At 45.3% G+C, this 25978-nt stretch carries 29 protein-coding genes; 19 read left to right on the plus strand and 10 right to left on the minus strand.

Annotated features, from left to right (window positions below; all coding sequences use genetic code 11):
* Window positions 1-44 precede the first annotated feature (44 nt).
* The 4 genes from LWP20_RS13375 to LWP20_RS13390 form a co-directional block, all read right to left on the minus strand.
* On the minus strand, window positions 45-374 hold the full coding sequence (locus LWP20_RS13375; RefSeq protein WP_242928656.1) for a hypothetical protein: 330 nt from the start codon (window positions 372-374) through the stop codon (window positions 45-47).
* A gap of 40 nt (window positions 375-414) precedes the next feature.
* Window positions 415-750, minus strand: coding sequence for a potassium transporter KefB (locus LWP20_RS13380; protein ID WP_242928657.1), 336 nt, complete (start codon window positions 748-750; stop codon window positions 415-417).
* Window positions 751-837: 87 nt separating this feature from the next.
* Window positions 838-1146: a winged helix-turn-helix domain-containing protein gene (locus LWP20_RS13385; RefSeq protein ID WP_242928658.1), complete on the minus strand. Its 309-nt coding sequence runs from the start codon at window positions 1144-1146 to the stop codon at window positions 838-840.
* 7 nt (window positions 1147-1153) lie between these two features.
* Window positions 1154-1777, minus strand: coding sequence for a hypothetical protein (locus LWP20_RS13390; protein ID WP_242928659.1), 624 nt, complete (start codon window positions 1775-1777; stop codon window positions 1154-1156).
* A 151-nt stretch (window positions 1778-1928) separates the two neighbouring features.
* On the opposite strand from LWP20_RS13390, the gene LWP20_RS13395 reads away from it, so the two are divergent.
* From LWP20_RS13395 to LWP20_RS13405, 3 genes are all read left to right on the plus strand, one after another.
* Window positions 1929-2711, plus strand: coding sequence for an SDR family NAD(P)-dependent oxidoreductase (locus LWP20_RS13395; RefSeq protein ID WP_242928660.1), 783 nt, complete (start codon window positions 1929-1931; stop codon window positions 2709-2711).
* Between the two features lie 86 nt (window positions 2712-2797).
* A complete protein-coding gene (locus LWP20_RS13400; RefSeq protein WP_242928661.1) occupies window positions 2798-3454 on the plus strand; it encodes a DsbA family protein in 657 nt (218 codons plus the stop codon).
* Between the two features lie 118 nt (window positions 3455-3572).
* Complete coding sequence (locus tag LWP20_RS13405; protein WP_242928662.1) at window positions 3573-3932, plus strand: DUF1801 domain-containing protein; 360 nt, start codon at window positions 3573-3575, stop codon at window positions 3930-3932.
* On the opposite strand, the gene LWP20_RS13410 is transcribed toward LWP20_RS13405, so the two are convergent.
* Window positions 3898-4836, minus strand: coding sequence for a cation diffusion facilitator family transporter (locus LWP20_RS13410; RefSeq protein WP_242928663.1), 939 nt, complete (start codon window positions 4834-4836; stop codon window positions 3898-3900). The genes LWP20_RS13405 and LWP20_RS13410 overlap by 35 nt on opposite strands.
* Window positions 4837-4976: 140 nt before the next feature.
* Between LWP20_RS13410 and LWP20_RS13415 the strand changes: the two genes are divergently transcribed.
* The 4 genes from LWP20_RS13415 (at window position 4977) to LWP20_RS13430 (ending at window position 9472) form a co-directional block, all read left to right on the plus strand.
* Window positions 4977-5660, plus strand: coding sequence for a response regulator transcription factor (locus LWP20_RS13415; RefSeq protein ID WP_242928664.1), 684 nt, complete (start codon window positions 4977-4979; stop codon window positions 5658-5660).
* A complete protein-coding gene (locus tag LWP20_RS13420) occupies window positions 5657-7048 on the plus strand; it encodes a HAMP domain-containing sensor histidine kinase (protein ID WP_242928665.1) in 1392 nt (463 codons plus the stop codon). Before LWP20_RS13415 ends, LWP20_RS13420 begins: the two co-directional genes overlap by 4 nt.
* 145 nt (window positions 7049-7193) lie before the next feature.
* Window positions 7194-8765, plus strand: coding sequence for a SulP family inorganic anion transporter (locus tag LWP20_RS13425; protein WP_242928666.1), 1572 nt, complete (start codon window positions 7194-7196; stop codon window positions 8763-8765).
* Window positions 8766-8821: 56 nt separating this feature from the next.
* Complete coding sequence (locus LWP20_RS13430; RefSeq protein WP_242928667.1) at window positions 8822-9472, plus strand: carbonic anhydrase; 651 nt, start codon at window positions 8822-8824, stop codon at window positions 9470-9472.
* Between the two features lie 182 nt (window positions 9473-9654).
* Here the strand turns inward: LWP20_RS13430 and LWP20_RS13435 are convergent, their stop codons facing one another.
* A complete protein-coding gene (locus tag LWP20_RS13435) occupies window positions 9655-10269 on the minus strand; it encodes a porin family protein (protein WP_242928668.1) in 615 nt (204 codons plus the stop codon).
* Between the two features lie 197 nt (window positions 10270-10466).
* Entirely contained in the window at window positions 10467-11324 is an 858-nt protein-coding gene (locus LWP20_RS13440; RefSeq protein ID WP_242928669.1) for an SWFGD domain-containing protein, read from the minus strand.
* A 507-nt stretch (window positions 11325-11831) separates the two neighbouring features.
* Between LWP20_RS13440 and LWP20_RS13445 the strand changes: the two genes are divergently transcribed.
* On the plus strand, window positions 11832-12233 hold the full coding sequence (locus LWP20_RS13445) for an Ig-like domain-containing protein (RefSeq protein WP_242928670.1): 402 nt from the start codon (window positions 11832-11834) through the stop codon (window positions 12231-12233).
* A 71-nt stretch (window positions 12234-12304) separates the two neighbouring features.
* On the opposite strand, the gene LWP20_RS13450 is transcribed toward LWP20_RS13445, so the two are convergent.
* Window positions 12305-14755 (minus strand): type IA DNA topoisomerase, encoded by a 2451-nt coding sequence (locus LWP20_RS13450; RefSeq protein ID WP_242928671.1) that lies wholly within the window; start codon window positions 14753-14755, stop codon window positions 12305-12307.
* Window positions 14756-15198: 443 nt separating this feature from the next.
* On the opposite strand from LWP20_RS13450, the gene LWP20_RS13455 reads away from it, so the two are divergent.
* The 4 genes from LWP20_RS13455 (at window position 15199) to LWP20_RS13470 (ending at window position 17819) form a co-directional block, all read left to right on the plus strand.
* Window positions 15199-16020 carry a metallophosphoesterase family protein gene (locus LWP20_RS13455; RefSeq protein WP_242928672.1) on the plus strand — a complete coding sequence of 274 codons (822 nt, stop codon included), beginning with the start codon at window positions 15199-15201 and terminating at the stop codon, window positions 16018-16020.
* Between the two features lie 11 nt (window positions 16021-16031).
* A complete protein-coding gene (locus LWP20_RS13460; protein ID WP_242928673.1) occupies window positions 16032-16646 on the plus strand; it encodes a hypothetical protein in 615 nt (204 codons plus the stop codon).
* 44 nt (window positions 16647-16690) lie between these two features.
* On the plus strand, window positions 16691-16909 hold the full coding sequence (locus tag LWP20_RS13465) for a DUF2905 domain-containing protein (RefSeq protein ID WP_242928674.1): 219 nt from the start codon (window positions 16691-16693) through the stop codon (window positions 16907-16909).
* Window positions 16910-17054: 145 nt separating this feature from the next.
* A complete protein-coding gene (locus LWP20_RS13470; RefSeq protein ID WP_242928675.1) occupies window positions 17055-17819 on the plus strand; it encodes a YdcF family protein in 765 nt (254 codons plus the stop codon).
* Between the two features lie 55 nt (window positions 17820-17874).
* Here the strand turns inward: LWP20_RS13470 and LWP20_RS13475 are convergent, their stop codons facing one another.
* On the minus strand, window positions 17875-19239 hold the full coding sequence (locus LWP20_RS13475) for an NAD-dependent succinate-semialdehyde dehydrogenase (RefSeq protein ID WP_242928676.1): 1365 nt from the start codon (window positions 19237-19239) through the stop codon (window positions 17875-17877).
* Between the two features lie 193 nt (window positions 19240-19432).
* On the opposite strand from LWP20_RS13475, the gene LWP20_RS13480 reads away from it, so the two are divergent.
* The 7 genes from LWP20_RS13480 (at window position 19433) to LWP20_RS13510 (ending at window position 24394) form a co-directional block, all read left to right on the plus strand.
* Window positions 19433-19987 carry an RNA polymerase sigma factor gene (locus LWP20_RS13480; RefSeq protein ID WP_242928677.1) on the plus strand — a complete coding sequence of 185 codons (555 nt, stop codon included), beginning with the start codon at window positions 19433-19435 and terminating at the stop codon, window positions 19985-19987.
* Window positions 19980-20837 carry an anti-sigma factor gene (locus LWP20_RS13485; RefSeq protein WP_242928678.1) on the plus strand — a complete coding sequence of 286 codons (858 nt, stop codon included), beginning with the start codon at window positions 19980-19982 and terminating at the stop codon, window positions 20835-20837. Before LWP20_RS13480 ends, LWP20_RS13485 begins: the two co-directional genes overlap by 8 nt.
* A 147-nt stretch (window positions 20838-20984) precedes the next feature.
* Complete coding sequence (locus LWP20_RS13490; protein ID WP_242928679.1) at window positions 20985-21713, plus strand: TIGR04282 family arsenosugar biosynthesis glycosyltransferase; 729 nt, start codon at window positions 20985-20987, stop codon at window positions 21711-21713.
* 137 nt (window positions 21714-21850) lie between these two features.
* Entirely contained in the window at window positions 21851-22189 is a 339-nt protein-coding gene (locus LWP20_RS13495) for an arsenosugar biosynthesis-associated peroxidase-like protein (RefSeq protein WP_242928680.1), read from the plus strand.
* A gap of 2 nt (window positions 22190-22191) precedes the next feature.
* Window positions 22192-23259 carry an arsenosugar biosynthesis radical SAM (seleno)protein ArsS gene (arsS, locus tag LWP20_RS13500; protein WP_242928681.1) on the plus strand — a complete coding sequence of 356 codons (1068 nt, stop codon included), beginning with the start codon at window positions 22192-22194 and terminating at the stop codon, window positions 23257-23259.
* An 18-nt stretch (window positions 23260-23277) separates the two neighbouring features.
* On the plus strand, window positions 23278-23787 hold the full coding sequence (locus LWP20_RS13505) for a rhodanese-like domain-containing protein (RefSeq protein WP_242928682.1): 510 nt from the start codon (window positions 23278-23280) through the stop codon (window positions 23785-23787).
* Complete coding sequence (locus LWP20_RS13510) at window positions 23780-24394, plus strand: TIGR04282 family arsenosugar biosynthesis glycosyltransferase (RefSeq protein ID WP_242928683.1); 615 nt, start codon at window positions 23780-23782, stop codon at window positions 24392-24394. The genes LWP20_RS13505 and LWP20_RS13510 overlap by 8 nt, the downstream gene beginning before the upstream one ends.
* An 18-nt stretch (window positions 24395-24412) precedes the next feature.
* Here the strand turns inward: LWP20_RS13510 and LWP20_RS13515 are convergent, their stop codons facing one another.
* Window positions 24413-25579 (minus strand): L,D-transpeptidase family protein, encoded by a 1167-nt coding sequence (locus LWP20_RS13515; RefSeq protein ID WP_242928684.1) that lies wholly within the window; start codon window positions 25577-25579, stop codon window positions 24413-24415.
* Window positions 25580-25978 lie beyond the last annotated feature (399 nt).

Below are 25978 nucleotides of genomic sequence, written 5' to 3' on the forward strand. Positions count from 1 at the left end.
TTTTTATAGTTTATAATAAGTTAATAGTTCCTGATCCTGAGGTATTAGATGGAATTCATCATGAGCTCGATCTTGTCAAATAATTCGCCTACACCCATGGCTGCCCAAAGTATAAACATGCCCAGCAGGATCTTTACTACCCAGAATTTAGGGATGGAGAAGCCGGTAATTCTCTTCAGTATGTCATTTACCGGGAGGAAATAAACCAGGGAGAGGAGGATGATGAAAATTCCAAAACCGGTGTCGTTTCCCCAGAAGGTATTGACCACTCCTATGGCAAAAAAGAGGATGCCAAATAGCCAGCTGATGATAGTTAAAGCTGTTGATCCGTCGTTAATGGCAATGTCTTCCTGAAGTTCTCTTCTGTTGTTCATAATGTTTGCTATAAATGGTTTAATGATGAGATAAGTATGATTAGTCCCACATGGTGCCGGCCAGGCCTAACACCGTACCAAGCCACAACCCGATGAGGTATACTGCCAGGCTTGCGACATTTGCTAATGCTGTTTTCCAGCCGCCCTGGTAGCGCAGGGTATCCATATAATAATAGAATGCACCACCGGCAGCACCAGCTACCGGCACTATAACAAGGGGGCGAATAAACCAGAATTTTGCCCAGGCTGGGTCTGGCTCACCTACGAAGAACAGGAAAGTGGCTATAAGTACAAATGCAATTATTGCCCCCTGCAAAGCACGTGTGCCAAGCGATATGGGGTGTAACGGTTGCTGAAATTCAGATTGCTCATTCATGATATTAATGTTTTAAAGGTATCTGCTATTGTAGCTTTTGCTTGTTTGTAAAGTACTTTGAAAAGCAAAGTGTAAGCACAAAAAAAATTAGCTAATGTTCCGGTTGTTCAAAATCAGTTGTTCCAGCGCATCCAAGTGGCTTTTAAAAGCTTCGCGCCCGGTGTTGGTGGCATGGTAAGTGGTCTGGGGCTTTCGGCCAACAAACTGCTTTTCCACGCGCAGGTAGTCAGCTTCTTCGAGTGCACGCAAGTGGCTGGCAAGGTTACCGTCAGTTAGCTGCAAGGTATCTTTCAGGGTATTAAAGTCCACCTTGTCTTCCACCATCAGCACCGACATAATGCCAAGCCGCGCCCTGCTCTCGAAGGCTTTGTTTATATTTTCAAGATACGTCTTCACAGGCCTGCTAGCGTTCGTATTTAAAGTACATCATGGTACCATACACAATGTGCAGCGCCCCAAATCCAATCGTCCACGCTAATAATCCATAGCCAATAAAGAAACTGGCAATCAAACCAAGTATAAGCTCGCAAAAGCCAAGGTAACGGATATCGCTCAGGGTATATTTGCTACCGTTTATCAGGGCCAGGCCATAAAAAACCAGCATAGCAGGCGCGATCAGGTAAATAATGCCATGGTAAAGCAGCACTACACAGAACACAGCCCCTACAGCCAGCGGAATAAACAGGTTCAGCAACAGGCGCTGAGACTTGCTGTCCCAGATGCGGTGGTTGTTTTGCTTAGCGGTGCGCACTGTAAAGTACAGGGCAGATAATAAGGCAACCACAAGTACAGCAATGGCCAAAACCAGCAGGAACATAATATTCTCCTGAGACAGGCTAAAACTATAGTTATCGCGGTAGCCGATGTTGTTGCTGCTCAGGTACCATTTTGCAACGGCAGCACCGGCAAGCGCCGTAAGTCCGGCTGCTATACCTGAAAGTCCGCTAAGCGAAATAAACCGCGAAGAGCGATCCATGATGTTTCGGATCTCGTGCAGGGCGGCTAACTGGTCTTGCTGTTGGTTCATAGTAAAGTACTTTGAGTTTCAAAGTTAATAATGCTTTACGTAAAGTCAAGTGCAATGGATAAAATATTTTAAAAGTCTATACTTTATACTTTTGATCAATAACCCAATAGCTCTACTATAGTTAGTATACTGGAAACCTAGCTTAAGATTTATGACCAATACATACTATAAAAACAAAACCGTTTTAATTACCGGAGGCGCACAGGGCATAGGCTTAGGTATGGCACAGGCATTCGCCCGCGAAGGTGCTAATGTAGTAATAACCGATGCGGATAAAGAAGCGGGCAACGAAGCAGTAGAAAGGTTGCAGAAGGAAAAGCTGAAAGTTGAGTTTATACCTTGCGATATCAGCCAGGAGCATGAAGTTGTTGCCTTGCTGGCAAAGGTAGGTGAGAAGTATAAACAACTGGATGTGCTGGTGAATAACGCAGGTATTGCTGATCCTTTTATGGGAGATCTGGAGGAGATGCTGATGTCGGAGTTTGACAGGATACTGGCTGTAAACCTTCGTGGGCCGGTACTTTGTACCAAGTACGCACTACCCTTATTGAGAAAAGCTACCCACCCGGCTATACTCAACATCAGCAGTACCAGGGCTTTTATGTCGGAGCCAAATACGTTCGCTTACTCTGCTTCAAAAGGTGGCCTGCAAGCGCTCACACATTCATTGGCTATAAGCCTGGCTGAAGACAGGATCAGGGTAAATGCCATTGCGCCAGGCTGGATAGAGACAGGAGAGTGGCAGAAAAAAAGCGACAAGTATAAACCCCAACATACCAAAGAGGATAAGGAGCAGCACCCGGTAGGCAGGGTAGGTACACCGGAAGATATCGCAGAGGCTGCCCTCTTTTTATGCTCCGACAAGGCAGGTTTCATCACGGGCCAAAGTATAACTATAGACGGCGGCATAACCGTGAAGATGATCTATGTGTAATTCGAAATCTGCCAATCAAATTTAACTCCTTCTTAACCTTTCTGAGGGGCAACACGGTAAACAGTAAAAACCAACGCTAACAAATTATGGCTGATCTGCTGCAAAACCCTGTACTATACTACGTAACCGATCCTATGTGTGCCTGGTGCTATGGTTTTACACCTGTTGTGAGGCGGTTATGGGCGTTATGGCGCGGTCGCCTTACTATACATGTCGTTGTGGGTGGGCTAAACCCTTATGCCGAAGAACCGCTTCATCGCGAAGAAAAGGAACGCCTGGCCGTAAGCTGGCACCGTGTGCAGGAGCGAACCTTCCAGCCGTTTGATTATCGCTTTTTTCTGCAGAAAGATTATGTATATAATACCGAGCCTGCCTGCCGGGCTTTGCTGTGCGCGCGCCACCTGCGGCCCATGCTTACCCTGGAAATATTGCGTGCGCTGCATTCTGCTTTTTATGCCGATGGTCAGGATATTACAGATACACAGGTTTTAGTAAATATCATGCGCTTGTTCGGTATTCAGGAAGGTTTGTTTCTTACCTTATTCGAGTCGGAGGAAATGATGCGGCAAACAGAAGAAGAATTCAGGTTCGCCCAACAGCTTGGAGCTACAAATTTCCCGAGCACCTTCTGGCAGGGAAATAACGGGCCTATACTTTTAACCAAAGGCTATTGCGACCTGCTGGAGCTGGAAGACAGACTACTGGAACAAATGCAACATAGCAATTACGGAGCTCCGTCCTGATTTTGATTAATACTTCCTGAATATAATGTTTTTAGCGCTTGTAAATATAGATTTTCAACAATATTCATAACTTTAGGTGTCTGAAACGGATTTAAAAGTGCAGCACAGCTAAAGAACCATGAGAAGCAAGCCTACAACCAACCAGGTAGACGAGTATTTAGATCATCTTCCGCCAGAAAAACAAGTTCTGGCGCAGGAGATCAGGCGTATAATTCATGAGGCAGTGGCTCACCTTGAAGAGTGCGTGCGTTGGGATTATCCTTGTTATTTCTTTTATGGCCCGGTATGCTATTTTGCAGCCTCGCGTAGTGGTATGCATTTCGGCTTCTTCAGAGGAAAAGAACTTTCTGACCCGGCAAAGCGACTGGTAAGCCGAAACGGGCAAATGCCCCACATCAAAGTAAGATCACTGGAAGATATCGATGAGTTATACTTTGGCGATCTTATCCGGGAGGCCGTGCACCTGAACCAGAACTAACCGGCTCCTCCTCCAGGGCGCACTGCTGGCCCGGAGCTTCCAGCTCGATGGTAACATGCGTTATTTCCAGTTTAGCCATCTCATCGCGTACCTGTTGCTTTAATTTTTCGGATTCCTGCAAGGGCAAAAGCGCATCTACCACGGCGTGCAGGGTAAGTACGTGGTGTGTGCCGTCTAAGGTCCAGAGGTGGAGGTCGTGCGCAGACCGGATGCCGGGAATTTTCTCAACTTGTTTTTGTACATCGGCTAATTTCAGGTCAGAAGGTATACCTTGTAATAATATGTTCAGGCTGAGGCGCAGGTTCCGGATAACATTATAAACCACAAAGCAGGTAATCAGCAACGAAAGTATAGGGTCGATAATAGGCAGATCGAAAAAGTAAAGTATAACACCACCGGCCAGTACAGCTACCCAGCCCAATACATCCTCCAGCAGGTGCAGTTGCGCCACCCGTTCATTTAGCGAGGAGCCTTTGCCAAGCCGTAGGGCCGCAGCGCCATTCACCAGCACGCCTAAAAGTGCAAACCCAATCATACCTGTGGCATTTACAGGCTCCGGTTGCAACAACCTTGGTATTACTGCTGCCAGCACAAACCCTGATCCTACTAAAAGTATAACTGCATTAATAACCGCACCCAGCAACGAAAAACGCCTATAACCATACGAGAAATTCTGATCGCGGCCCCGTTGGGAGAGGTGGGCAAAGTACCAGGCAAGACCCAGTGCCAGCGAATCGCCTAAATCATGTAAAGCATCCGAAAGTATAGCCAGGCTGTTTATCCAGAGCCCGCCAAATATTTCGATCAGTGTAAAGCCAAGGTTAAGGAAAAAAGCAACTTTAATATTGCTGCTGCCATGGTGGTGATGGGTGTGCCCGTGGTGGTGGGAATGCGCGTGTGCCATACTTTTTTAACGCAGTACTTTTATGTTTGGATACTATGGCCAGGACCCTGGTTTAGGTCTGTTTGCAATTTGCTTCGTACTTTTGTAAACAGTGTAAATGATCGCCTGTTCTGTAACAGCAAAATTAATAGCTTATACTTATGAAGATACTGCTGGTAGAAGATGAGCCCAAAGTGGCTGCTTTCATTAAAAAAGGGCTGGAAGAGCAGTCTTTTGAAGTAGACCAGGCCTACGACGGACTTTTTGGCGTTAAGCTGGCCCTGCAGAACGAGTATGACCTTATTATACTGGATATTATACTACCGCACATGAGCGGGCTGGATGTTTGCCGCGAAATCCGGAAACACAACACCACCGTGTCTATACTGATGCTAACAGCCCTGGGTACCACCGACGATAAAATTACCGGGCTTGATGCCGGCGCCGATGATTACCTGACCAAACCTTTCGAGTTTAAAGAACTGCTGGCACGTATGCGAGCCTTAACCAGGCGCACAAACGATAGCGGAAGCGGCGAAAAACTAACCATAGCCGACCTTGAAATGGATGTGGTAAAGAAAACCGTAACCCGTAGCGGCAAACCCATAAACCTGACAGCCCGCGAATTTGCTTTACTACATTACCTGCTGCGCAACCGCGAGCGCGTTGTATCCAGGGTAGATATTACGGAGCAGGTATGGGAAACCTCTTTTGATACAGGTAGCAATGTGATAGATGTTTACATCAATTTCCTACGAAAGAAGATCGATAAAGACCATCCATCCAAACTGATACACACGCTGGTAGGCATGGGGTACGTACTAAAAGAACAGGCCGAGGTATGAAAATAAGGACCAGACTTACGCTGCAGTTTGCCGGTATCTTTGCCCTGATTCTGGTGCTGTTCTCGCTTGTGATCTATTATTTTACTTCTATTTACAGGCAGGAAGATTTTTATGACCGCATTTTAAAACGGGCACAAGTGGTAGCGCATTATATACTGGATGCCGATGTAGCAGATGCCCGCACCAAACGTCTGAACCAGATCCGCTATTATCAGGTGCTGCCTTACGAAGTAGTAAATATCTATGATAGTACAGGTAAGATGATTTTTTCGGAAGGAAGCGGCAAACTGGAAGTTGATGATGCACTTTTGGACAAAATACGGCAGCAAAAAGAAGTGCATTTCGAGCAGGACGTGCGGCAGATTGTAGGTATACTTTATACCGATAACCAGGGAGAATTTGTGGTGCTGGCCTCTTCTATAGACGCTTATAGTTTAAAAAAGCTGGAACACCTGAAAGTTATACTTATAGTTGGTTTCCTGGGATCTATAATTGTGGTGCTGGCTGCCGGAGCGGTTTTTGCTAAAGAAGCCCTGCGCCCGATAACCAAAGTGGTAAGCGAGGTAGAAAAAATAAGCGCCTCCGACCTGCACATGCGCCTGAGTAACGCCGACGGCAAAGATGAGCTTTCGTACCTGGCACAGATTTTTAACAAAATGCTGGAACGGCTTGAACTGGCATTTGAAATGCAGAGCACTTTTGTGTCTAATGCCTCGCATGAGTTGCGCACGCCGCTTACCACCATGATGGGCGAGCTGGAAGTAGCTTTGATGAAAACCCGCACTCCCGAAGAATACCAGCGGGTACTTAACTCAACCCTGGAAGATGCCCGCCTGTTAACTGAGCTTTCCAACGGTTTGCTGCAAATTGCTCAGGCAAGTATAGATTCATCCAAAATACAACAAGTATACCTGCGCTTCGATGAACTGGTATGGATGGCCCGCGACCAGGTAGTAAAGCGTCAGCCCGGCGCTCATATCGATATAGATTTTGCCGATTTTCCGGAAGATGAGGACAGGCTGGTAGTGAAAGGAAATGAAGCACTGTTGCTGGTAGCTATGGTAAACGTGATCGAGAATGCCATTAAATTTTCGCCAACCGGTAAAAGTGCTACGGTACGCATTGTGCTTGGTAAAAACGATATCATGCTGGTGGTTAAAGACCGGGGCTTAGGTATAGCCGAAGAAGATCTGAAGCATGTTTTCGTACCTTTTTTCAGGGCGGAGAATGTGCGCAGTATTACTGGCCACGGCATAGGCCTGCCCTTAACTGAGCGTATACTTAAACTGCACCGTGGCTCCATAGCAGTGCATTCGCAGATAAACCAGGGTACCGAAGTTACCCTCACATTACCACAAGCTTACAGTTTTATACCTGCACGCCCTTAATTTTAATCTCTTTTTAATCTCGTTTTAATTCCAACTTAATATGGCCGCTATACTTTTGTTGGCATAAGGTGAGAACTCTGGTTTTTGTCCCTGCTCTGATAGTATAATAGGGCAGGGCGGAGGCCGGAATTAATAAGATTAAAATATGAGATCGGATACAAATACATCTACAAAATTTGCCAGCCTGGCTAAAGATATACCGGCAGGCCTGGTTGTTTTCCTGGTAGCTTTGCCGCTTTGTCTTGGTATATCACTGGCATCGGGGGCGCCGCTTTTTGCAGGTATAATTACCGGTATAATCGGAGGTGTGGTGGTGTCGTGGCTAAGTGGCTCGCAGCTGAGTGTAAGCGGCCCTGCAGCCGGACTGACTGTTATAGTACTTAATGGTATCGAGACCCTGCAAACTTATGAGGCTTTTTTGCTGGCAGTTGTGCTGGCAGGTATACTTCAGGTTGTGCTGGGCTTTTTAAAAGCTGGTGTTATCGGTTTATACTTTCCGTCGTCGGTAATTCGGGGTATGCTGGCTGCCATTGGCCTTATACTTATACTGAAGCAGATTCCGCACTTTTTAGGTGCCGATGATGATTTCTTCGGAGAAATGAATTTCTTTCAGCCTGACGGACGCACTACATTTTCAGAAATTGGACATGCATTCTCAGCTATAAACCTGGGCGCATTCCTGATTGGTTTGGTATCGCTGGTTATACTTATGCTATGGGATACTCCTGCCTTTAAGCGCATTAAGCTGTTTAAATTTGTGCCTGGCGCTTTAATTGTTGTGCTTGTATCGGTTGCCATTAATGCATTGTTCATTAATTTTTACCCTGCACTTGCCGTTGCAAATACGCATCTAGTTAACCTTCCGCTTATTTCAGGCATACAGGACCTGGGCAACGAGTTGCGCTTACCTGATTTTAGTGCTTTAACCAACCCGTCGTTGTATGTGGTGGCATTTACTATTGCCATAGTGGCCAGCCTGGAAACATTGCTGAGTGTAGAGGCAGTAGATAAACTGGACCCGCATAAGCGCCGCACGCCAACTAACCGCGAACTGAAAGCACAAGGTGTGGGTAATATCTTAAGCGGCCTGGTAGGTGGTTTGCCCATGACGGCAGTAATTGTACGTAGTACAGCTAACATTGCCGCAGGCGGCGAAACTAAGGTCTCAAGTTTTGTGCATGGCGTGTTTTTACTCTTATCGGTAGTATTGCTGGCTGGCTTCCTGAACCAGGTGCCGCTATCGGCGCTGGCTGCAGTGTTACTTATGGTAGGTTTTAAGCTTACAAAACCGGCCTTATACAAAGCGCAGATAAAACTTGGATCGGAGCAGTTTATTCCGTTTATAGTTACCATCATAGCTATACTTTTCACCGACTTGCTTGTTGGTATATGTGTGGGTCTGGCAATCGGGGTATTCTATATTCTGAAGGCTAACTATAAATCGCCATACTTCTACCATAAAGAGGAGCAGAAAGATAAAGATGTTATCCGTATTAAATTAAGTGAGCACGTTTCGTTCCTGAACAAAGCCAGTATCATACTTACTCTGGAACATTTGCCTGGTAACAGCCACGTAATTATTGATGGCGAGAACTCAGAGTTTATTGACTACGATGTGCTGGAGGCGATACAGGAATTTAAGCAAACTGCCCATGAGCGAAATATTATGGTAGAGGTAAAAAATGTGCCCGAAGTAGTAGCTTTGGGAATGCATTAACATCATTCAAAAATAGTAAATCAATTAAAATTTAATAAACCGAAGTATAATCATATATGGAAAAAATATTTGAGAACAATCAGAAATGGGTTGCAGAGAAGCTAGCCCAGGATAGTGAGTACTTTGTTAAAATGGCTCAAGGACAACAGCCACGTTACCTGTTTATCGGTTGCGCAGACAGCCGTGTGCCTGCAGGTGAAATTACTGGCACAGGACCAGGCGAATTATTTGTGCACCGTAACATTGCTAACATGGTGGTTCATACAGACATGAACATGCTATCGGTGTTACAGTATGCGGTGGAAGTACTGAAGGTTAAAGATATTATAGTTTGCGGGCACTATGGCTGCGGCGGTGTGGCTGCGGCTGCCAGTAACAAACAGTTTGGCCTGATAGACAACTGGCTTCGTAACATCAAAGATGTAATTCGCTTGCACGAAGATGAGATTTTGAGTGTCTCTGATGAAGATGCACGCCTGCGCCGCCTGGTAGAACTGAACGTGATTGAGCAGGTGCACAATCTTTCTAAAACATCTATCATCCAGAATGCCATGTTATCTGATAACCCTCCTAAGTTGCATGGCTTAGTATATGATATTAAAGAAGGCTTACTGCGCGACCTGAAAGTGAACATTGATACTTTTAAGCGTTACGAGCGCATATATAACACTGTGCAGGAAACAACTGATGAGGTTGCCTCCTCTTAGTGCATAGTCTGAAATTGTTATTTCAGTTAGTGACCTGGTCTGATGTGGAGCAGATCGGGTAAGTATAAAGTTTACAGCTGTGATTAATTTGGTTGTTCGAGTTAAAAGTAAACACAGAAAAGCCCCGGTTTTTGGCCGGGGCTTTTTTTATTGTTTTCAGTCTTGATTTATACTGTTTTCTGTTAGTTAAACAGGTAGCTAAGCATAAGTGAGATGGTTGAATTACGGCGCTGGCGTCCTGCAAACGGGCCTTCATCATCTATCTTTTTAAGACCTCCGGCATAACGGGCCTCAATGCCGAAGCCATTGCCGGCACGGTAACCAATATCTCCTACATAAGCAAAATCAACACCGTACGGATGGTCTGTAATGTCTGTTTCTACGGTAGTGGTAGTATTGCCATTGGCAGAAGTAATTTCGCTTACACGGCGTGCCTTGGCAATAAAGCTAACCTGTGGGCCAAGATCAAAGAAAAGGCCGCCAGCCGATACGTGCAGCAATACCGGCACATCTACATAATTCAGCCTGAATTTATCTTCTGTTTTAATACCGCTTGATGAAGTGGCCTCAAGTTGTGCACCTTTTGAAGTATACAGTGCTTCTACCTGCACGCCCACTAAATCAGTAATATGTTGCTGCAGCATCAGGCCTGCTGTGTAGCCCAACCTGTAGTCATAATTTTTGGCATCGTTGCCTTTAAAGTTGTTGTAAGTGGCACCAGCCTTAATACCAAGCTGCTGCGCAAAGCCAGCAGTTGCAAATAGGGTAAATGTTAAGAGTAGGATCGTTTTTTTCATTTCCAAAGGTAAAAAAGTAATTACAGAGGTGGCAAATTTATAGTCTGAAAAGGCAATAATTAATACATTTTTAAAGCATAAACATATTTTAAAGATGGCATTATAACACAATCGCCCGGCAAAAATTACCAGGCGATTGTGTAAGTTATAATATGTTATTGCTTACCGCTATCAGTTATAACTAATAGCTGCTAAGTTTACCATTCGTAGTCTCTTCTGGATGAAGAACCATAAGAATAAGGAGGGCCGCTATAGGTGCTGCCTGAATAAGACGAAGAACTGCCGTAACGGTTATAATCGCTGTCATGTCTTCTATCTTCCATTTCGTCCATTCTTCTGCGGCGTTCGGCTTCTTCATCACCAAACCATGATCTTACTTCGTCGCCGGCACGGTCAAAGAAACCGCGGTCTCTGTCTCTGTCGTAGTCTGATGAATAGCGGCTGCCTGAGCTATAGCCACTTCCATAGTTAGAAGTGCCATAGTTAGTGCTGCCATAACCCGTGCGGTCGCGGTCATAAGAAGAGCCTGTGCTGCCATAGCCTGTGCTACCATAAGTAGAACCTCTGTAGCTGCCAGGCGAGCTGCTGTAACCTGAGCCATAGCTTCTGTAAGATGATCTTCTGTTATCATCGTCGTCATCTGTCATTCTGTCCCAGGCATTTGAAACGCGGTCTTTGGTGCGCTCCCAGGCATTTTCAATACGGTTGCCTGCATTGTCCCAGCTGTCGCGGGTTCTGCCTGAACTGCCCCAGCCACCGCTATGACGTGAGCCATAATCGGAGCTACCGTAACGTGAGTTATAGTCTGTGTCGCCGTAGTTAGATGTACCACGACCGTAGGAAGAAGTGCCACCGTAACCAGACGATGCCATACTATCGCGTCCAGAGCCAAAATCACCGGTTCTGTTGCCGTAGTTCTGGCTGCCGTGGGCAGTTCTGGTACGGCCGCTTGTTAAGTCAAATTCATCTGAATAATAGTTTCGGGCTGAGCCCCTGCTTTCCGATCGTTGATTTTCATTGAATGGGTTGTAACCCGAGTTCTCATAGCTTCTCATAGGTCTTTATAGTTTAGTAATACATAATTTGGCACCCAAAGTGCTGCTTTTTTTACGGCATGTTCAGCAGGAGGTTATCAATTTGGTTACTCTTGCTAGTTGAAGTTGTGGTGTTTAAATCAGAAAATCCGGATTGAAAAGCGTTCTGGTGTGGAACAATAAAGTGTTTGTTTTAAGTGTACCTGTTAAATGAAAGATAAATTGTATACTTACTATTGCCTTTAATCTCTTGATTTGGCATTTTAGTCAGAGTAATATTGCAAGTAAATGCCTTTAAGGAGGAATATGTGGATTTTATTTATAACTTTTTTGGTGTAGTGTTTTTGTAGAAAATATAACTTTTTTTCTGAAGTTGTTTTATAAATGCTTTTATGTGAGTAATTTAGCAGCGCGTTAGCGGAGTTTATTTGCTGAAATTTAAGTTGAGTAGTTTTTGAATTAAATTTAATTAAGCTCTGTTGGTGTATTTTTCCAGATAACGATTACAATTTTTAGCCAAACTATAGTATGAATTTGAAAACAATGCTGGCCTCTGTGGTAGCCGTATTAATGCTAACGGCCTGTGAGGATCTTTTTGAGGATGGAAGCCTGCAACCTGATGGCTCAAACCCAAGCGTAACTATTAATGCACCAACCGGTAACCAGTCGCTTACCCGCACCCAGGGCCTGCGCGTTAATATTACTGCTGTAGACAAAGATAAGGTGAAGGATATGGAGTTTACCGTACGCGGTACAACCAGTGAAAAAGACCTTTTTACCTTTAAAAAGTTTCCGGAAAAGAATGTGATCGAGTTTGATACGCTGGTATCATTAGGTACTGTAACACCAGGTAGCTATATACTAACAGTTAAGGCTACCGACAAGCGTACTAATGTGACTTCGCAGGATGTTAACTTTACGGTGAAGTAAGTATAGAATAGAACTTTACACAAGTATAAGCTAAGCGGGCAAGTATAAATTTATACTTGCCCGCTTTCTTTTTAATCAAACTGGTACACGATCTGGCCTTGTTCGTTTATAATCAGGGCAGCATCGAAGGTGTTACCTGTTTTAGCTGAAGTAAAGCCTTTTATCTTCGGCGTTTTGCCTTTTAATAGTAGCGTGGCTATCTGCTTTTCGGAAATCTGTTTTCCGCCCATTTCAAACGGAACTTTAAACTCGCAACCTTCCCGGAAACGGCTGCAACCGTAGGCTGTTTTACCTTTGAGCAAAGGCCCCTGTTTGCAACGCGGGCACTGCGCAAACGGGTCGGCGGCCGGTGCTTTCTCAGCTTTTTCAAACACAAGTTGGGCGCTGGCATCTAACTTAAGCACTGCATCAAAACTTTCGCCGGTTTCCGTTTTAAATCCTTTTATAGTTGGTGTTTTGCCCTTGCTTAGCAATGCCGTAACCTGTTTTTCTGTAAGGTCTTTGCCTTGTTGGGTAATGGGAAGCAAAAAACGGCAACCTTCACTGTAGCGGCTGCAACCAAAAGCTTTAGAGCCTTTTAATATACGGCCCTGCTTGCAGGCCGGGCAGGAACCAAGGCCTTGTGCAGGCGTGGCAGCTTTTGCCATTTCCGTTTTTGCAGCCTTAGGTGCGGCTTTGCTTTTGGCTGCCGGCTGTTCCTGTTGCTGCGGCTCCATGGTAACTACAGACCGATCATACTTTACTTCCTGCACCAGGCTCTCCACAAAGGCCTGCAACTCCTGTAAAAATGCTTCGGCTTTAAACTCGCCGCCTTCTATCTGCCGCAGCTTGCGTTCCCACTGCCCGGTCATCTCGGCAGATTTAAGGGTCTGGTTTTTAATTACGCCAATCAGGTCGATGCCCATTTGGGTAGGCACGATCTTCTTTTTGTCTTTTCGGATGTACTGGCGCTTGTATAAGGTTTCGATAATGGCAGCGCGGGTAGAGGGCCGTCCAATGCCGTTTTCTTTCAGGGCATCCTTCAGTTCTTCATCCTCCACCTGTTTACCGGCAGTTTCCATGGCGCGCAGCAGGGTAGCTTCGGTATACTCTTTCGGAGGGTTGGTCATTTTTTTATCGAGAAGCGGCTGGTGCGGGCCATGTTCTCCTTTATCGAAATGCGGCAGTACACCAGCAGTTTCTTCTTCCTCTTTGTTTTCGCCTTCCTTGCCTGTGGGTTCCGGTTTTATGTCCTCAGCGCCATAGATCACACGCCAGCCGGGCTCCAGTATCTGTTTGCCCCTTACTCTGAAAGTATAACCCGCTGATTCGCCTATTACTGTTGTATTACTTACTATACAATCCGGGTAAAAAGCGGCGATAAAGCGGCGGGTAATAATATCGTATACATCACCCTCGCGGCCATATAAACCTCCGGCAGCTGCACCAGTAGGTATAATAGCGTGGTGGTCGGTTACCTTGTTGTTGTTAAATACTTTTTTGGTTTTGCGGATCTTGCTTTGCAGCAATGGCGCTACTTCCTGGTTATAGTTGCTCAGGCCCTGTAGTATACCTGGTATCTTGGGGTAAATATCATCCGGAAGGAAAACGGTATCAACACGCGGATAGGAAACCACTTTTTTCTCGTACAGGCTCTGCACGGTCTTCAGGGTTTCGTCGGCCGACATGCTTAATTTGTTGTTGCACTCAATTTGCAGCGAGGTCAGGTCGAATAAGTAACGTGGCGATTCAGAACCTTTTTTTGTCTCAACATCAGTAATTGTGAGCTCTTCCTGCCGGATGGCCTCCATTATTTTTTGAGCCTCTTCCTCTTTCTGAAAACGGCCGTTGGTGCTGGAGAAAGTAGTGTCGCGGTAAATGGTTTTAAGCTCCCAGAATGGTTGCGGCACAAAGTTGGCAATTTCGTGGTGGCGGTTCACGATCATGGCCAGTGTTGGCGTTTGCACTCTGCCTATCGACAACGTCTGGCGGCTGCCCTGCGCATACTTCAGTGTAAACAATCGGGTAGCATTCAGGCCCAGAAGCCAATCGCCAATAGCACGGCTTTTACCCGCCTGGTAAAGCGAATCAAATTCAGAGCCTTCGCGCAGTTTGGCAAAACCCTGACGTATGGCTTCTTCTGTCAGCGAAGATATCCAGAGGCGTTTAAAAGGTTTTCTATACTTGGCTTCTGTTAAAACCCAGCGCTGAATCACTTCTCCTTCCTGCCCGGCATCACCACAGTTTATTACTTCCTCTGCATTATCGAGCAGTTGCTGAATGATACGGAACTGCTTTTGTACGCCGCTGTCTTTCATTAGCTTAATGCCATAGCGCTCGGGTAACATTGGTAGGTCGTGCAGGTTCCAGCGTTTCCACTCAGGGCGGTAATCGTCGGGCTCGCGCAAGGTACAGAAGTGCCCGAAGGTCCAGGTTACCTGGTAGCCGTTGCCTTCGTAATAGCCGTCCTTTTTAGATTTGGCACCAATTACCATCGCTATCTCACGGGCTACACTTGGTTTTTCAGCAATACAAACTTTCAAGCTTTTCGGGGTTTTAGAATTCCAACAGAACTCAAATTTACGGCTTTTGTACCTTAAATCCGAACCCTGAAATACCTGTTTTAGGCGGCCTAACTGATCAATATATATATTCCGAATATTATGGTTTATACTTTGTAAAAGCCATGCGAGTATTTACTCAACCAGCCAGTTTATACTTTCAGTTTTCCCTTTTAATGTTAGATAAAGTATAAGTATAGTATAAGAGTTGTGTCGTAGTAAATTGTATTTAAATAATATTTAGTAGCCATTTTAAAATTTGTTTAAGAAAAAATGAATACTGCTATATTAAATTAAATAGCTCTTTTTAAGCGGTATATATAGTTTTTAAAGATCTCTGATAAAATGGTGATGCAAATTGCGTACAACCAATTTTTTGTACTTGAGTTAGTATACTATAGAATAGTAATTGTTGAGTTTATGATATGCAAACGTTATACAAACCCCGATTTATACTTAAGGCCTTGTTTATGGCTGTGTTCCTGTTAAGTCTGCAGGCCTGCGAAGAATTTGAATACAGCCCTTATGAGGTGCGCCTCGATAAGGATGAAAAGAATATAAACCAGCGCAACATCGGGAAAATACAGGCGCTGCCACTTTCCCCCACTGATACACTCCGTTTTATTTTAACTGCCGATTCGCAGGGTTTTTATGAAGAAAATTCTGAATTAGTGCAGCAAATAAATAAAAATGAAAAAGCTGCTTTCCTGTTGCTTGGTGGCGATGTAACTGACTTTGGTCTGGCAAAGGAATTTAAACTGGTGCACGACGACCTGAAGCGGTTGAAGATGCCTTATGTGGCTGTAGTTGGTAACCATGATGTTGTCAATAACGGCAAAGAGGTTTTTCAGGCCATGTATGGCAAATTCGATATCAGCTTTACGGTTGGTCGTAATAAATTTATACTGTTAAACACCAATTACCTGGAGTTTGCTAAAACCGTGCCTGACCTGGATTGGCTGGAGAATGAGTTAAAAGCCTCTGCTGATTTTGATAATGTATTTGTGTTATCGCACATCCCGCCAAAAAATACGGAGTTCGGGCGCGAAAAAGCAGTGCGCTACATACAATTAATGAGCCAGTATAATGTGCGTTTTTCGTTGCACGGCCATAACCACAGCTTCGATTATTATTTTCCTTTTGATGGCAAAGTGCCCTACCTGGAGTCTGGTGCTACCGAGAAAAAGGAATATGTGGTGTTTACTGTAATCGGCCAGAATGTGACGTTTAAGCGTGTTAAGTTTTAGCGTATCAAAAGATGAACATAAGAATATTATTGATCCTGGTAAGTATGCTGGGGATCTCTTACAATAGCCTGGGGCAGTGGTCAGGTGATAGCGCTACCGCTCCCATAAAACGCAAGTGGTATGCGCCCGATGGGGTAACGCTGCAGTTTGCCGGTAACATAGGTATGTTTGCCGGAGGCGCCAGTTATAGCTTTATACACGATAAAATAAATACAGAACTGCTTTATGGCATTGTGCCGAAATTTGATGCCCAGGAAGTACTGCACCTGTTAACTATAAAAGGAGTTTACAAACCATTCAGGAAAGTGCAGATAGATGAGAAGTATAGTATAACTCCATTGCGGGTTGGGTTGGGGCTTAGCTATTATTTCAGAGACCAGGTTTCTACCTCCTGGGACAGCTCTTACCCTACAAAAGACTATTATTGGTGGACCAGCAGCCTGCGTATAACAGGTGCCGCCGGAGCTTCTTTAAACCGAAGTATAAATAACAGCAAGATCAAAGAAGTCAGCCTTTACAGCGAAATCGGTACGTATGACCTTATCGTAACATCGGCATTTAAAGACCCAACACTTGGCCCATGGGATATAATGAGTTTTTCTGTTGGCACCCGGTTAGGTTTTTAGCAAAACCTGGTTATACTTTGCAATCCATTAAATGATGTAAGCCTATGCCAACAGGGAAGTATATCGTTATTATCGGGGTAGTTATAGTTGTAATTGGCCTGGTGGTTTGGCTGGCAGGCGACAAGCTTAGCTGGTTTGGCCACCTGCCCGGCGATATCAGGGTAGAGCGTAAGAACATGCGGTTTTATGCGCCCATTACAAGTATGTTGCTGCTAAGTATACTTTTTTCGCTATTGCTCTGGGTGTTCCGGCGGTTTTTTTAGCTACGTTTGTACGTTGCGGTATTGGCTATACTTTAGTTAATTTGCTCCTGCTTTAGCCACTAAACTTATTCCCAAGAAAATCAGGCTGCACAAAAATGTTAGTGCTGGTTTCCTGCTGCTGAGGCTTGTCATTTGATCTGTCTGCATGTTCTTTATACTTTCAAAACTACTTCAGCTTTTCCTGATGCCGCTCGTGTGGGTTCTGGCGTTGTTGTTATTGGCTATTTTTATTAAGCGACCTTCCCTGAAACGAACCTTCCTGCTGGCTGCTACAGGTTTGTTGCTCTTGTTTTCGAATCCTTTCCTGGAAAATGAAGCCATGCGCGCCTGGGAAATAGGAGCAGTGCCGATGAACCAGGTAAAAAATTACGATGCCGCTATTATACTTACCGGCGTTACCCGATACCGGGAAGATATACCTGACCGCGTGCATACCAGCAAAGGAGCAGACCGTTTTCTGCACCCGCTGCAACTTTACAGGCTAGGCAAGATCAAAAAGTTTATAATTACCGGTGGCGATGGAAAAGTGCTGGGCAAAGGTATACCCGAGGCAGAGCAGATAGAAAAAGTATTGCTGATGGCAGGCGTACCCGAAGAAGCAATTTACACAGAAGGCAACAGCCGCAATACCCGCGAAAATGCCTTAAACACAGCAGCTTTCCTGAAACAGCACCCGGAACTGAAGAAATTACTGCTGGTAACATCTGCTTTCCACATGCGCCGTTCCGAAGGCTGTTTCCGCAAAGCCGGCGTACAGGCAGATACCTTCAGCGCCGATTTTTACGGAAAAGAAAGAGCTTTTACACCCGACGAAATTATTATACCAAGTGCTGATGCTTTCGAAGGCTGGCATTTGCTCATACATGAAATAACCGGCTACATCGTGTATAAGCTGATGGGGTATTGCTAGGCCACTGCACAAGTGAATTTATACTTTTGTATTCAGCGATCCAGCATACTTTTACTTATCCAATCCAGATACTTTTCTGGTTTACAAACTCCCGGATTCCGATATAGGAAAGCTCACGGCCATAACCCGATTTCTTGATGCCGCCAAAAGGCATCTCGGGCGATGAAGCTACCATAGCATTTACAAACACAGCACCCGATTCTATCTGCCGGGCCAGTTTTAAGCCACGTTCTTTATCGTTCGTCCAGATGGAGCCAGCCAGGCCGTAACGGTGGTCGTTGGCAATACGAATAGCTTCCTGCTCATCTTTTGCAATGATTACGCTGGCTACGGGGCCAAACATTTCGTCATCGTAAGCGGGTGTGCCGGGCTTTACATCTTTCAGGATCATGGGCTTAAAGTAGGCAGTGTCTTTGCCTTCGCGGCCACCGTCTAAAACTATGGTTGCGCCTTTGGCTATACTTTCCTGAACCTGCTTTTCCAGTTCCTCTGCCAGGTCCTTGCGTGCCATCGGGCCGTAATCGCAATCTTCTTCCAGGGGGTTACCGGTGCGCAGGGCGGCCATTTTTTCTTTCATCCTATCCAGGAAAGCATCGGCTATACTTTCAACTATAATAAAACGCTTGGCAGCAATGCAGCTTTGCCCGGTGTTTACCATCCTGGATCGCACTGCAAAAGTAGCGGCTTCTTCCAGGTCGGCATCGTGGAGCACAATAAAAGGATCACTGCCACCTAATTCCAGTACCGTTTTTTTGATCTGTTGCCCTGATTTTTCTGCTACTTTAGAGCCCGCCGCTTCGCTGCCTGTCAGGGTTACGGCTTTTACAATATCGTTTTCAATAATCGCATCAACTTCTTTTGACCCAACCAGCAGCGATTGAAATACATTTTCCGGGAAACCGGCATTACGGATGATCTCCTCTATAGCCAAAGCGCATTGTGGCACATTGGAGGCGTGTTTAAGTATACCCACATTGCCAGCCATCAGAGCAGGGGCTACAAACCGGAAAACCTGCCAGAACGGGAAGTTCCAGGGCATAACGGCAAGTATAACTCCAAGTGGTTCGTACGCGATTAGGCTGCGCGATGCTTTGGTTTCCACTTCTTCGTCTTTCAGAAATTCGGCTGCGTGCTGCGCGTAATAATGGCAGGCTGTGGCACACTTTTTTACTTCGGCAATAGCATCTTTCAGGGGCTTGCCCATTTCCAGCGTAATAATGCGGCCATACTTTTCGGCTTGCGCTTCCAGCATTTCGGCGCAGCGCTGCATATATTTCGCCCGATCTTCAAAACTGGTGTTTCGCCAGCTTCGGAATGCTTCGTTGGCAGCTTTTAATTTTTGAGAAACCTCTTCAGAAGTATGCGCCTGGAAGGTTTTTACCACTTCGCCGGTTGCCGGATTTATAGATTGTATTGCCATCGTTTTATGTCAGGAATGTGAAGTAAATATACGCAGTGTCTGCAAAAATCTGTTTACGGCTATTGTGTAACTGCCGCACCAAAACTTATCCAAAACATTTTTAATCAAAACAAGTTTAGCCTAAAGTTTTCCAAGTTAATTTTAATGTTAATATTGTACTCTTAAATAAGCTTAGGCCAGAACGCATACACTTTTGTCGAACGAGCATACACATACTATAACGGAAGAAGAACTGGTAGCGCGCCTGCGTGCCAGAGATGCAGCTGCTGTATCGTTGTTGTATGATATGTACAGTAGTACGTTGTATGGTGTGGTGTTGCAGATTGTAAAAGTAGAAGCAGTGGCAGAAGATGTGTTGCAGGAAGCTTTTGTGAAGATATGGAATTCGTTTCAGAGTTATGATGAATCTAAGGGCCGTTTGTTTACCTGGATGATCAACATCTGCAGAAACTTAGCTATTGATAAAATCCGGTCGAAACACCACCGCGTAAGTGAAGCAACACGTGATTTACCTACCGGCTACCGACCCGAATTTGCTTCAGATGCTTTTAAACCGGAGCACATAGGTGTACGGGAACTGACGGAGCAGCTTAACCCTGAGCAAAAGCAGATTATCGACCTGATGTACTTTGAAGGCCTTACCCAAAGTGAGATTGCCGATGAGTTTAACATCCCGCTCGGTACTGTAAAAACAAGAGCAAGAAGTGCCATTAAATTATTAGGAAAACTATTTAAAGGTCGTGCATAACGAAGATTATATAGCGTCAGGAATTCTGGAACTCTATGCTGCCGGCGGATTAACCGAAGCCGAGCAGCAGGAGGTGGAACGTGTGGCTGCATCGTCGCCGGAAGTGCGTGCTGCCCTGGACGAGGCCTGCGCGACCATGGAAGCTTATGCTGCCCAGTACGCCGTACAGCCAAACCCAGCGCTGAAAACCAGGATACTGGAAACAATAGCTGCCCAAAATGATGCACAGAACCTGCACGAAGAACAAAGTACAGCTGAAACTGAGTTTACGACTCCTGTGGTACCTATGTATGCAGGTGCTGAAGAGAAGGAAACATCAGCTTATAAATGGATGTTTGCGGCAAGTATAGTTTTGTTTTTAGTATCGGGTTTGCTGAGCTACAATTTTTATAACAAGTGGCAGCAGGCAGAAAGCAGGCTGGCACTGGCACTGGCATCGGAGCAGCAAATGGCACAGAACTATAACACGGCTTCGCTTAAAATGGAGCAGCAGGAGCAGTTGCTGACTATTATGCGCAACCCTAACTACAAACCTGTACATTTACAGGGCGTTGAGGCCCACCCTGATGCCAACGTAATGGTATACTGGAACCCTACGCAACAACAAGTATACCTGGATATACTGCAGTTACCTGCACCACCAGCCGGCAAACAGTACCAACTCTGGGCTTTGGATAACGGCAAACCAATAGATGCCGGCATGCTGACAATGGAAGAAGGCAAAGCTACATTACAGCAAATGAAAGCCATACAATCTGCACAGGCGTTTGCTATTACCCTGGAGCCTACCGGTGGAAGTATAAACCCAACCCTGGAGCAGCTATTTGTAATGGGTGAAATAAAATCCTAAAATTTCAGGTATACAGTCAATTTTCTCAGATTCTGAGCTTTGATATCAGCTTTTAATCGCTATCTTGCCCAAAAGCTGCTCAACATAACAGTTCTCGGTAAGTGAAATAGGATTGTGCATAAACAACTTTAACCTGAAGCGTTTTAATTGGAAGCATCCACAAGTGATATCGCCATTTTACTTTTCGCGCATGCCCCTGCCGAGGAAATAAAGTATAAATCGTTTGTTGAGGAACAGGAACGTATAAACTTTAAGATAGCCAAAGCCTTACTCAAACAAACTGCCCGGGTAGCTGCAGCTTCGGGCTTGCCGGTAGTAACTATACTTTCAGATCAGCAGCAGGGCAATACTTTTGGCGAACGCTTAGCAAATGCTTTTCTTGCCGTGTTCGAGGCAGGGTATCAGCGGGTTATCTGCATTGGGAGCGATTGCCCCACACTCAGGGTTTCTAATCTTCAACGCGCGAACGAGGAATTGAATGAGCACAATATAGTGCTGGGGCCTGCTACTGATGGTGGCGTTTACCTGATCGGGTTGCATATTAACAGCTTTGAACCGGAATCTTTTTCTATGCTTAGCTGGCAGAGCGCCAATGTGCTGCAGGAGCTGACCATTTATTCTTACAGGTTACATTCCTGCATGGATTGCATCAGTTTATTACAAGTAAAAAGTGATGTAGACTGCAGCGAAGACTTTAAGAAAGCGCTGAACAGATTGCCTGCACGCAGTCGCCTGAAACGTAAACTGCTCACTATACTTCTGAACGAATATACATTCCGTACTTTCCCTAAATCCATACTAAGGCCGTTTGAGCATTACCTGCAGGAGGTGTTGCTGCGTGCCCCGCCTTTGTTTTTCCTGTTTGAGCTTTTGTAAACCTATCGCTTCGGCTGCTGTTATACTTATCTGGCAGCTTATACTTTTATTTTATACTTTAAGGTAGCAGTAAGTATGGCCGCAATCCGGCATTGCTTCCTGTTCGTACCTGTTTTATACTTTTTCAATTCTCCTTTATGGAAAAATCATCCTACTACAACCCGGCCGATCTCTCTAAATTTGGTAATATAACTGAATTACAACCTGAACTGGGCAAGAAATTCTTTGATTACTATGGCGAGGTTTTCAAGGAAGGCGCCCTTACAGAACGCGAAAAAGCATTGATTGCCCTGGCGGTGTCGCATGCCGTGCAGTGCCCTTACTGCATTGATGCCTATACTTCGGATTGTTTGCAGAAAGGCGCCAACGAAAACCAGATGATGGAGGCCGTGCATGTGGCTGCGGCAATAAAAGGCGGCGCAGCGTTGGTGCATGGCGTGCAGATGATGAATAAGATTAAGGAGCTTACCATGTAACTATGGCCGCTTCTGTTAAATCTTTACAGGGGTTGCAGCATCAGTTTGGCAACCCGGCTTACCAGTTGGAGGTGTTACAGCAACCCATACAAAATGGCACACATTTCCCCGATTTTGCGGAAAAGCTGCTGGCGCATGGTCTTTACCCACTCAAGCCAACCGGAACAACTATACTGCAGGTAAACCTGGGCAAAATGTGTAACCAGGTATGCAGGCATTGCCACGTAGATGCCGGCCCCGACCGAAAGGAAATGATGTCGCGCGAAACAATGCAGCTATGTCTGGATGCGCTGTTATTGGCTCCGCAGATTACAACGATAGATATTACAGGTGGTGCGCCCGAAATGAACCAGCACTTCCGGTGGTTTGTGGAAGAACTTTCTAAACTCAATCGGCAGGTAATTGTGCGCTGCAACCTAACCATTATACTTGCCAATAAAAAGTACCACGACCTGCCGCAGTTTTTTAAAACACACAATGCGCAGGTAGTTTCGTCTTTGCCATACTTTTCGGCCTCGCGCACCGATGCGCAGCGTGGCGAAGGTGTATTTGAAAAATCAGTAAAAGCGCTGCAAATGCTGAACAAAGCAGGCTATGGCATGGCGGGAACCGGCCTGACGCTGGATCTGGTCTACAACCCTTCGGGTGCTTTTTTGCCGGGTAGCCAGAAATCTTTGGAGGGCGAGTTTAAGCGCAGGTTGCGGAGCAGCTATGGCATTGAGTTTAATAACCTTTACTGCATCACAAACCTGCCCATAAGCCGCTACCTGGATTACCTGGTTGAGAGTGGCAATTTTGAAAGTTATATGGAAAAACTGGTAACAGCTTTTAACCCTGCCGCAGCTGCCAATGCAATGTGCCGGAACACCATTTCGGTTGGTTGGGATGGCTATTTGTACGACTGCGACTTTAACCAGATGCTGGCGTTAAATGTAGAGCATTCTGTATCGCAGCACATCCGTGATTTTGACCTGACAAGTTTAGACAATCGCTCAATCGTTTTAAACCAGCATTGCTATGGCTGTACAGCCGGGTCCGGGTCCAGTTGCGGCGGCGAAACCTTAAAATAAGTAACCTTTATACTTTACATGCATCTATTTTTATACTTTATCTTCACCCTGCTTATGCTTTCGCAGCAGGCCTGCGGGCAAACTACAGATAAGGCGTATAAACTGATGCTGGAAGGGCTGTATAAAAATACTGTGCCAAGTATAAGTGCAGTAAACGTATACAAACAACTGCAGCAGAAAGAGCCGGTTGTACTGCTGGATACGCGTACTTACGCAGAGTATAAAGTAAGCCATTTGCCTGGCTCGCAGTTCGTAGATTATGATTCCTTTAATGTGGGTAAACTGGAGCGTATACCTAAAAATGCGCGGGTTATAGTTTACTGTTCGGTAGGTTACCGCAGCGAGCGGGTAGGAGAGCAGCTGCGCGCGGCAGGCTACAGGCAGGTTTATAATTTGTATGGCGGCATCTTTGAATGGGTGAACCAGTCTTATCCCGTATACAACAGCAGTGGCCTTACAAATAAAGTACATGCCTATTCAAAAGTATGGGGCATGTGGCTGCAGGAAGGAGAAAAAGTATATGACTGACAAGCGCTTGCTATTGTTGTTTGTGCGCAACCCGGAATTAGGCAAAGTTAAAACCAGGCTTGCTGCCACCGTTGGCCCCGAAACTGCTCTTGAAATTTACCTGCACCTGCTGCAGCATACCCGTTCTGTTACCGAAAAGCTTTCTGTAGATAAAGCGGTATACTACTCTGATAAAGTGGAACTGCAGGACATGTGGCCTGATAAAGTATACCAGAAAAAGCTGCAACCGGCCGGTGATCTGGGTGAGAAAATGGCAGCTGCTTTCGAAAAAGCTTTTACCGAAGGTTATACTTCAGTGGTCATAATCGGGAGCGATTGCCAGCAACTGACACAGGAAATTATAGAGCGCGCTTTTGAAGAACTGAAATCACATGCTGTAGTAATTGGCCCTGCACTGGACGGAGGTTATTACCTCTTGGGCATGAACAGATTATACCCTGAACTTTTCAGAAATAAACATTGGAGCACCAAGCAGGTTTTTCCGGAAACAATTGAAGATCTGCAGCGGCTGCATGTAAACTATACTTTATTGCCGCACCTTTCCGATGTGGATTATCTGGAAGATCTAGAAAACCCTGAAGAGTGGTTGAACCAGGATAACCATTGAAGGCACAAGTATAAAAGTTTACTCTACCAGTACATGCTCCCTTTCGCCGCGCTCAAAACCATACACATCTTCCCTGAACTGCACCCGCATGTTATCATCAACCCAGGCAGTCTGGTAAGCAATAAGTAAAGGCATGGATTTTTTTACCCTGATGTAATGATCCGGAATACCATCAGTCTTAAATTTTGCGATCATTTTATCTGAATAACCAGACCTGTGTTTTAGGAGGTAATCAGCAAGCGCCATAGGTTGCTCCAGACGTATGCAGCCATGGCTGAAAGAGCGGTTATCATACTTAAACAGATCTTTATCCGGGGTATCATGCAGGTATTGGTTTACATTTGTTTTGAAAAGGAATTTAATTCTTCCGAGCTCATTTATACTTCCGGGCCGCTGCACAATTTTATAGTTAAAGGTATCTTCTGTTACTTTCTTCCAGTTAACGCGCCAGGGGTTGGTTCTTACAAAACCAGTTGGTGAGGGCTGGAAAAGCTGCATGCGTTTCTTGTATAAATAGCCGGGGTTACGCTTTAAAATAGGTAATATTTCTTTGGCTGCTATAGAGCGGGGTATATTCCAGGATGGGTTAAAAACCACGGTAGTCATTTCGCTTTTTACTACCCGCGTCTGATGATCCTTTTTGCCCACAATTACACGCATTTTTAGCACGGTCTTGTTGCTGTCAATTACCTGCAAAGTATAATCCGGAATATTTACAAGAAGGTAGGGTTGCTTCAGGTTGTGGGTAGCTGCTATCCAGTCGTCGTAACTGCACTTCAATTGCTCAAGGCGCTGTTCGGGTGTTATATTGAGAGCTGCAATAGTTTTCGGTCCGATAATTCCGTCGGCCTTTAAAGCATGCCGCTCCTGGAACCGGCGCACAGCCCGCGTTATTTCGTTTGTAAAAGCTGGTTGTTGGGTGGCATTGTCTAAACTAAGGTCGCCGGTTTGCAACAGATTCTCCTGCAACGGAAGAATATACCGGCTGGTATCGCCGGATTGCAGTTTCAGGTTTACAGGAAAAGTGTGCCAGTTATTCGTATCTACAAGTCGCTGATAAAGAAACAATGCCTGTTGCATGCGCTCTTTCTGAGCAATATAAACAGAAACTTTCCCGGCCACATCCTGCGCCTGTACAGCCGGAATTACCGGCAGCAACCATAAAAGCATTAAAATGCGATACATAGCAGAGAGTGTAAACAACAGTTTCTTTTACTACGCAAAATATGGACGCATGACGGGGCTTACAGCAAGCCAAACCTCTTAAACTAAAACAAAACCTGCAGCTGCTAAGTTTGCCTTCTTAAGAAAAGGGGTAAGCTTGATTTTTGCTGTAGCTTTATAAGTATAAATTAGCAGGAAGATTGAGCTACTTAGGGTCTAGTTTTGCATAAAGTATGTAGGTTACTGTTCGTACTTTAAGTTATATTGGAAGTATACTTTCGGGCTGCTCTGGCCTGAACAAGAATGCAGAAGCCAATTGCCAAAACGTTAAAAGCTACACATAGGTAAGCGGATTCTTTAATCGAAATTGAGTCCTGAAAAGCTGCAGGAAAGCGAGCTGACTGGAGCAGGTTGATTACA

This window comes from Pontibacter vulgaris (assembly GCF_022758145.1).
GTDB classification, from domain to species: Bacteria; Bacteroidota; Bacteroidia; order Cytophagales; family Hymenobacteraceae; genus Pontibacter; species Pontibacter vulgaris.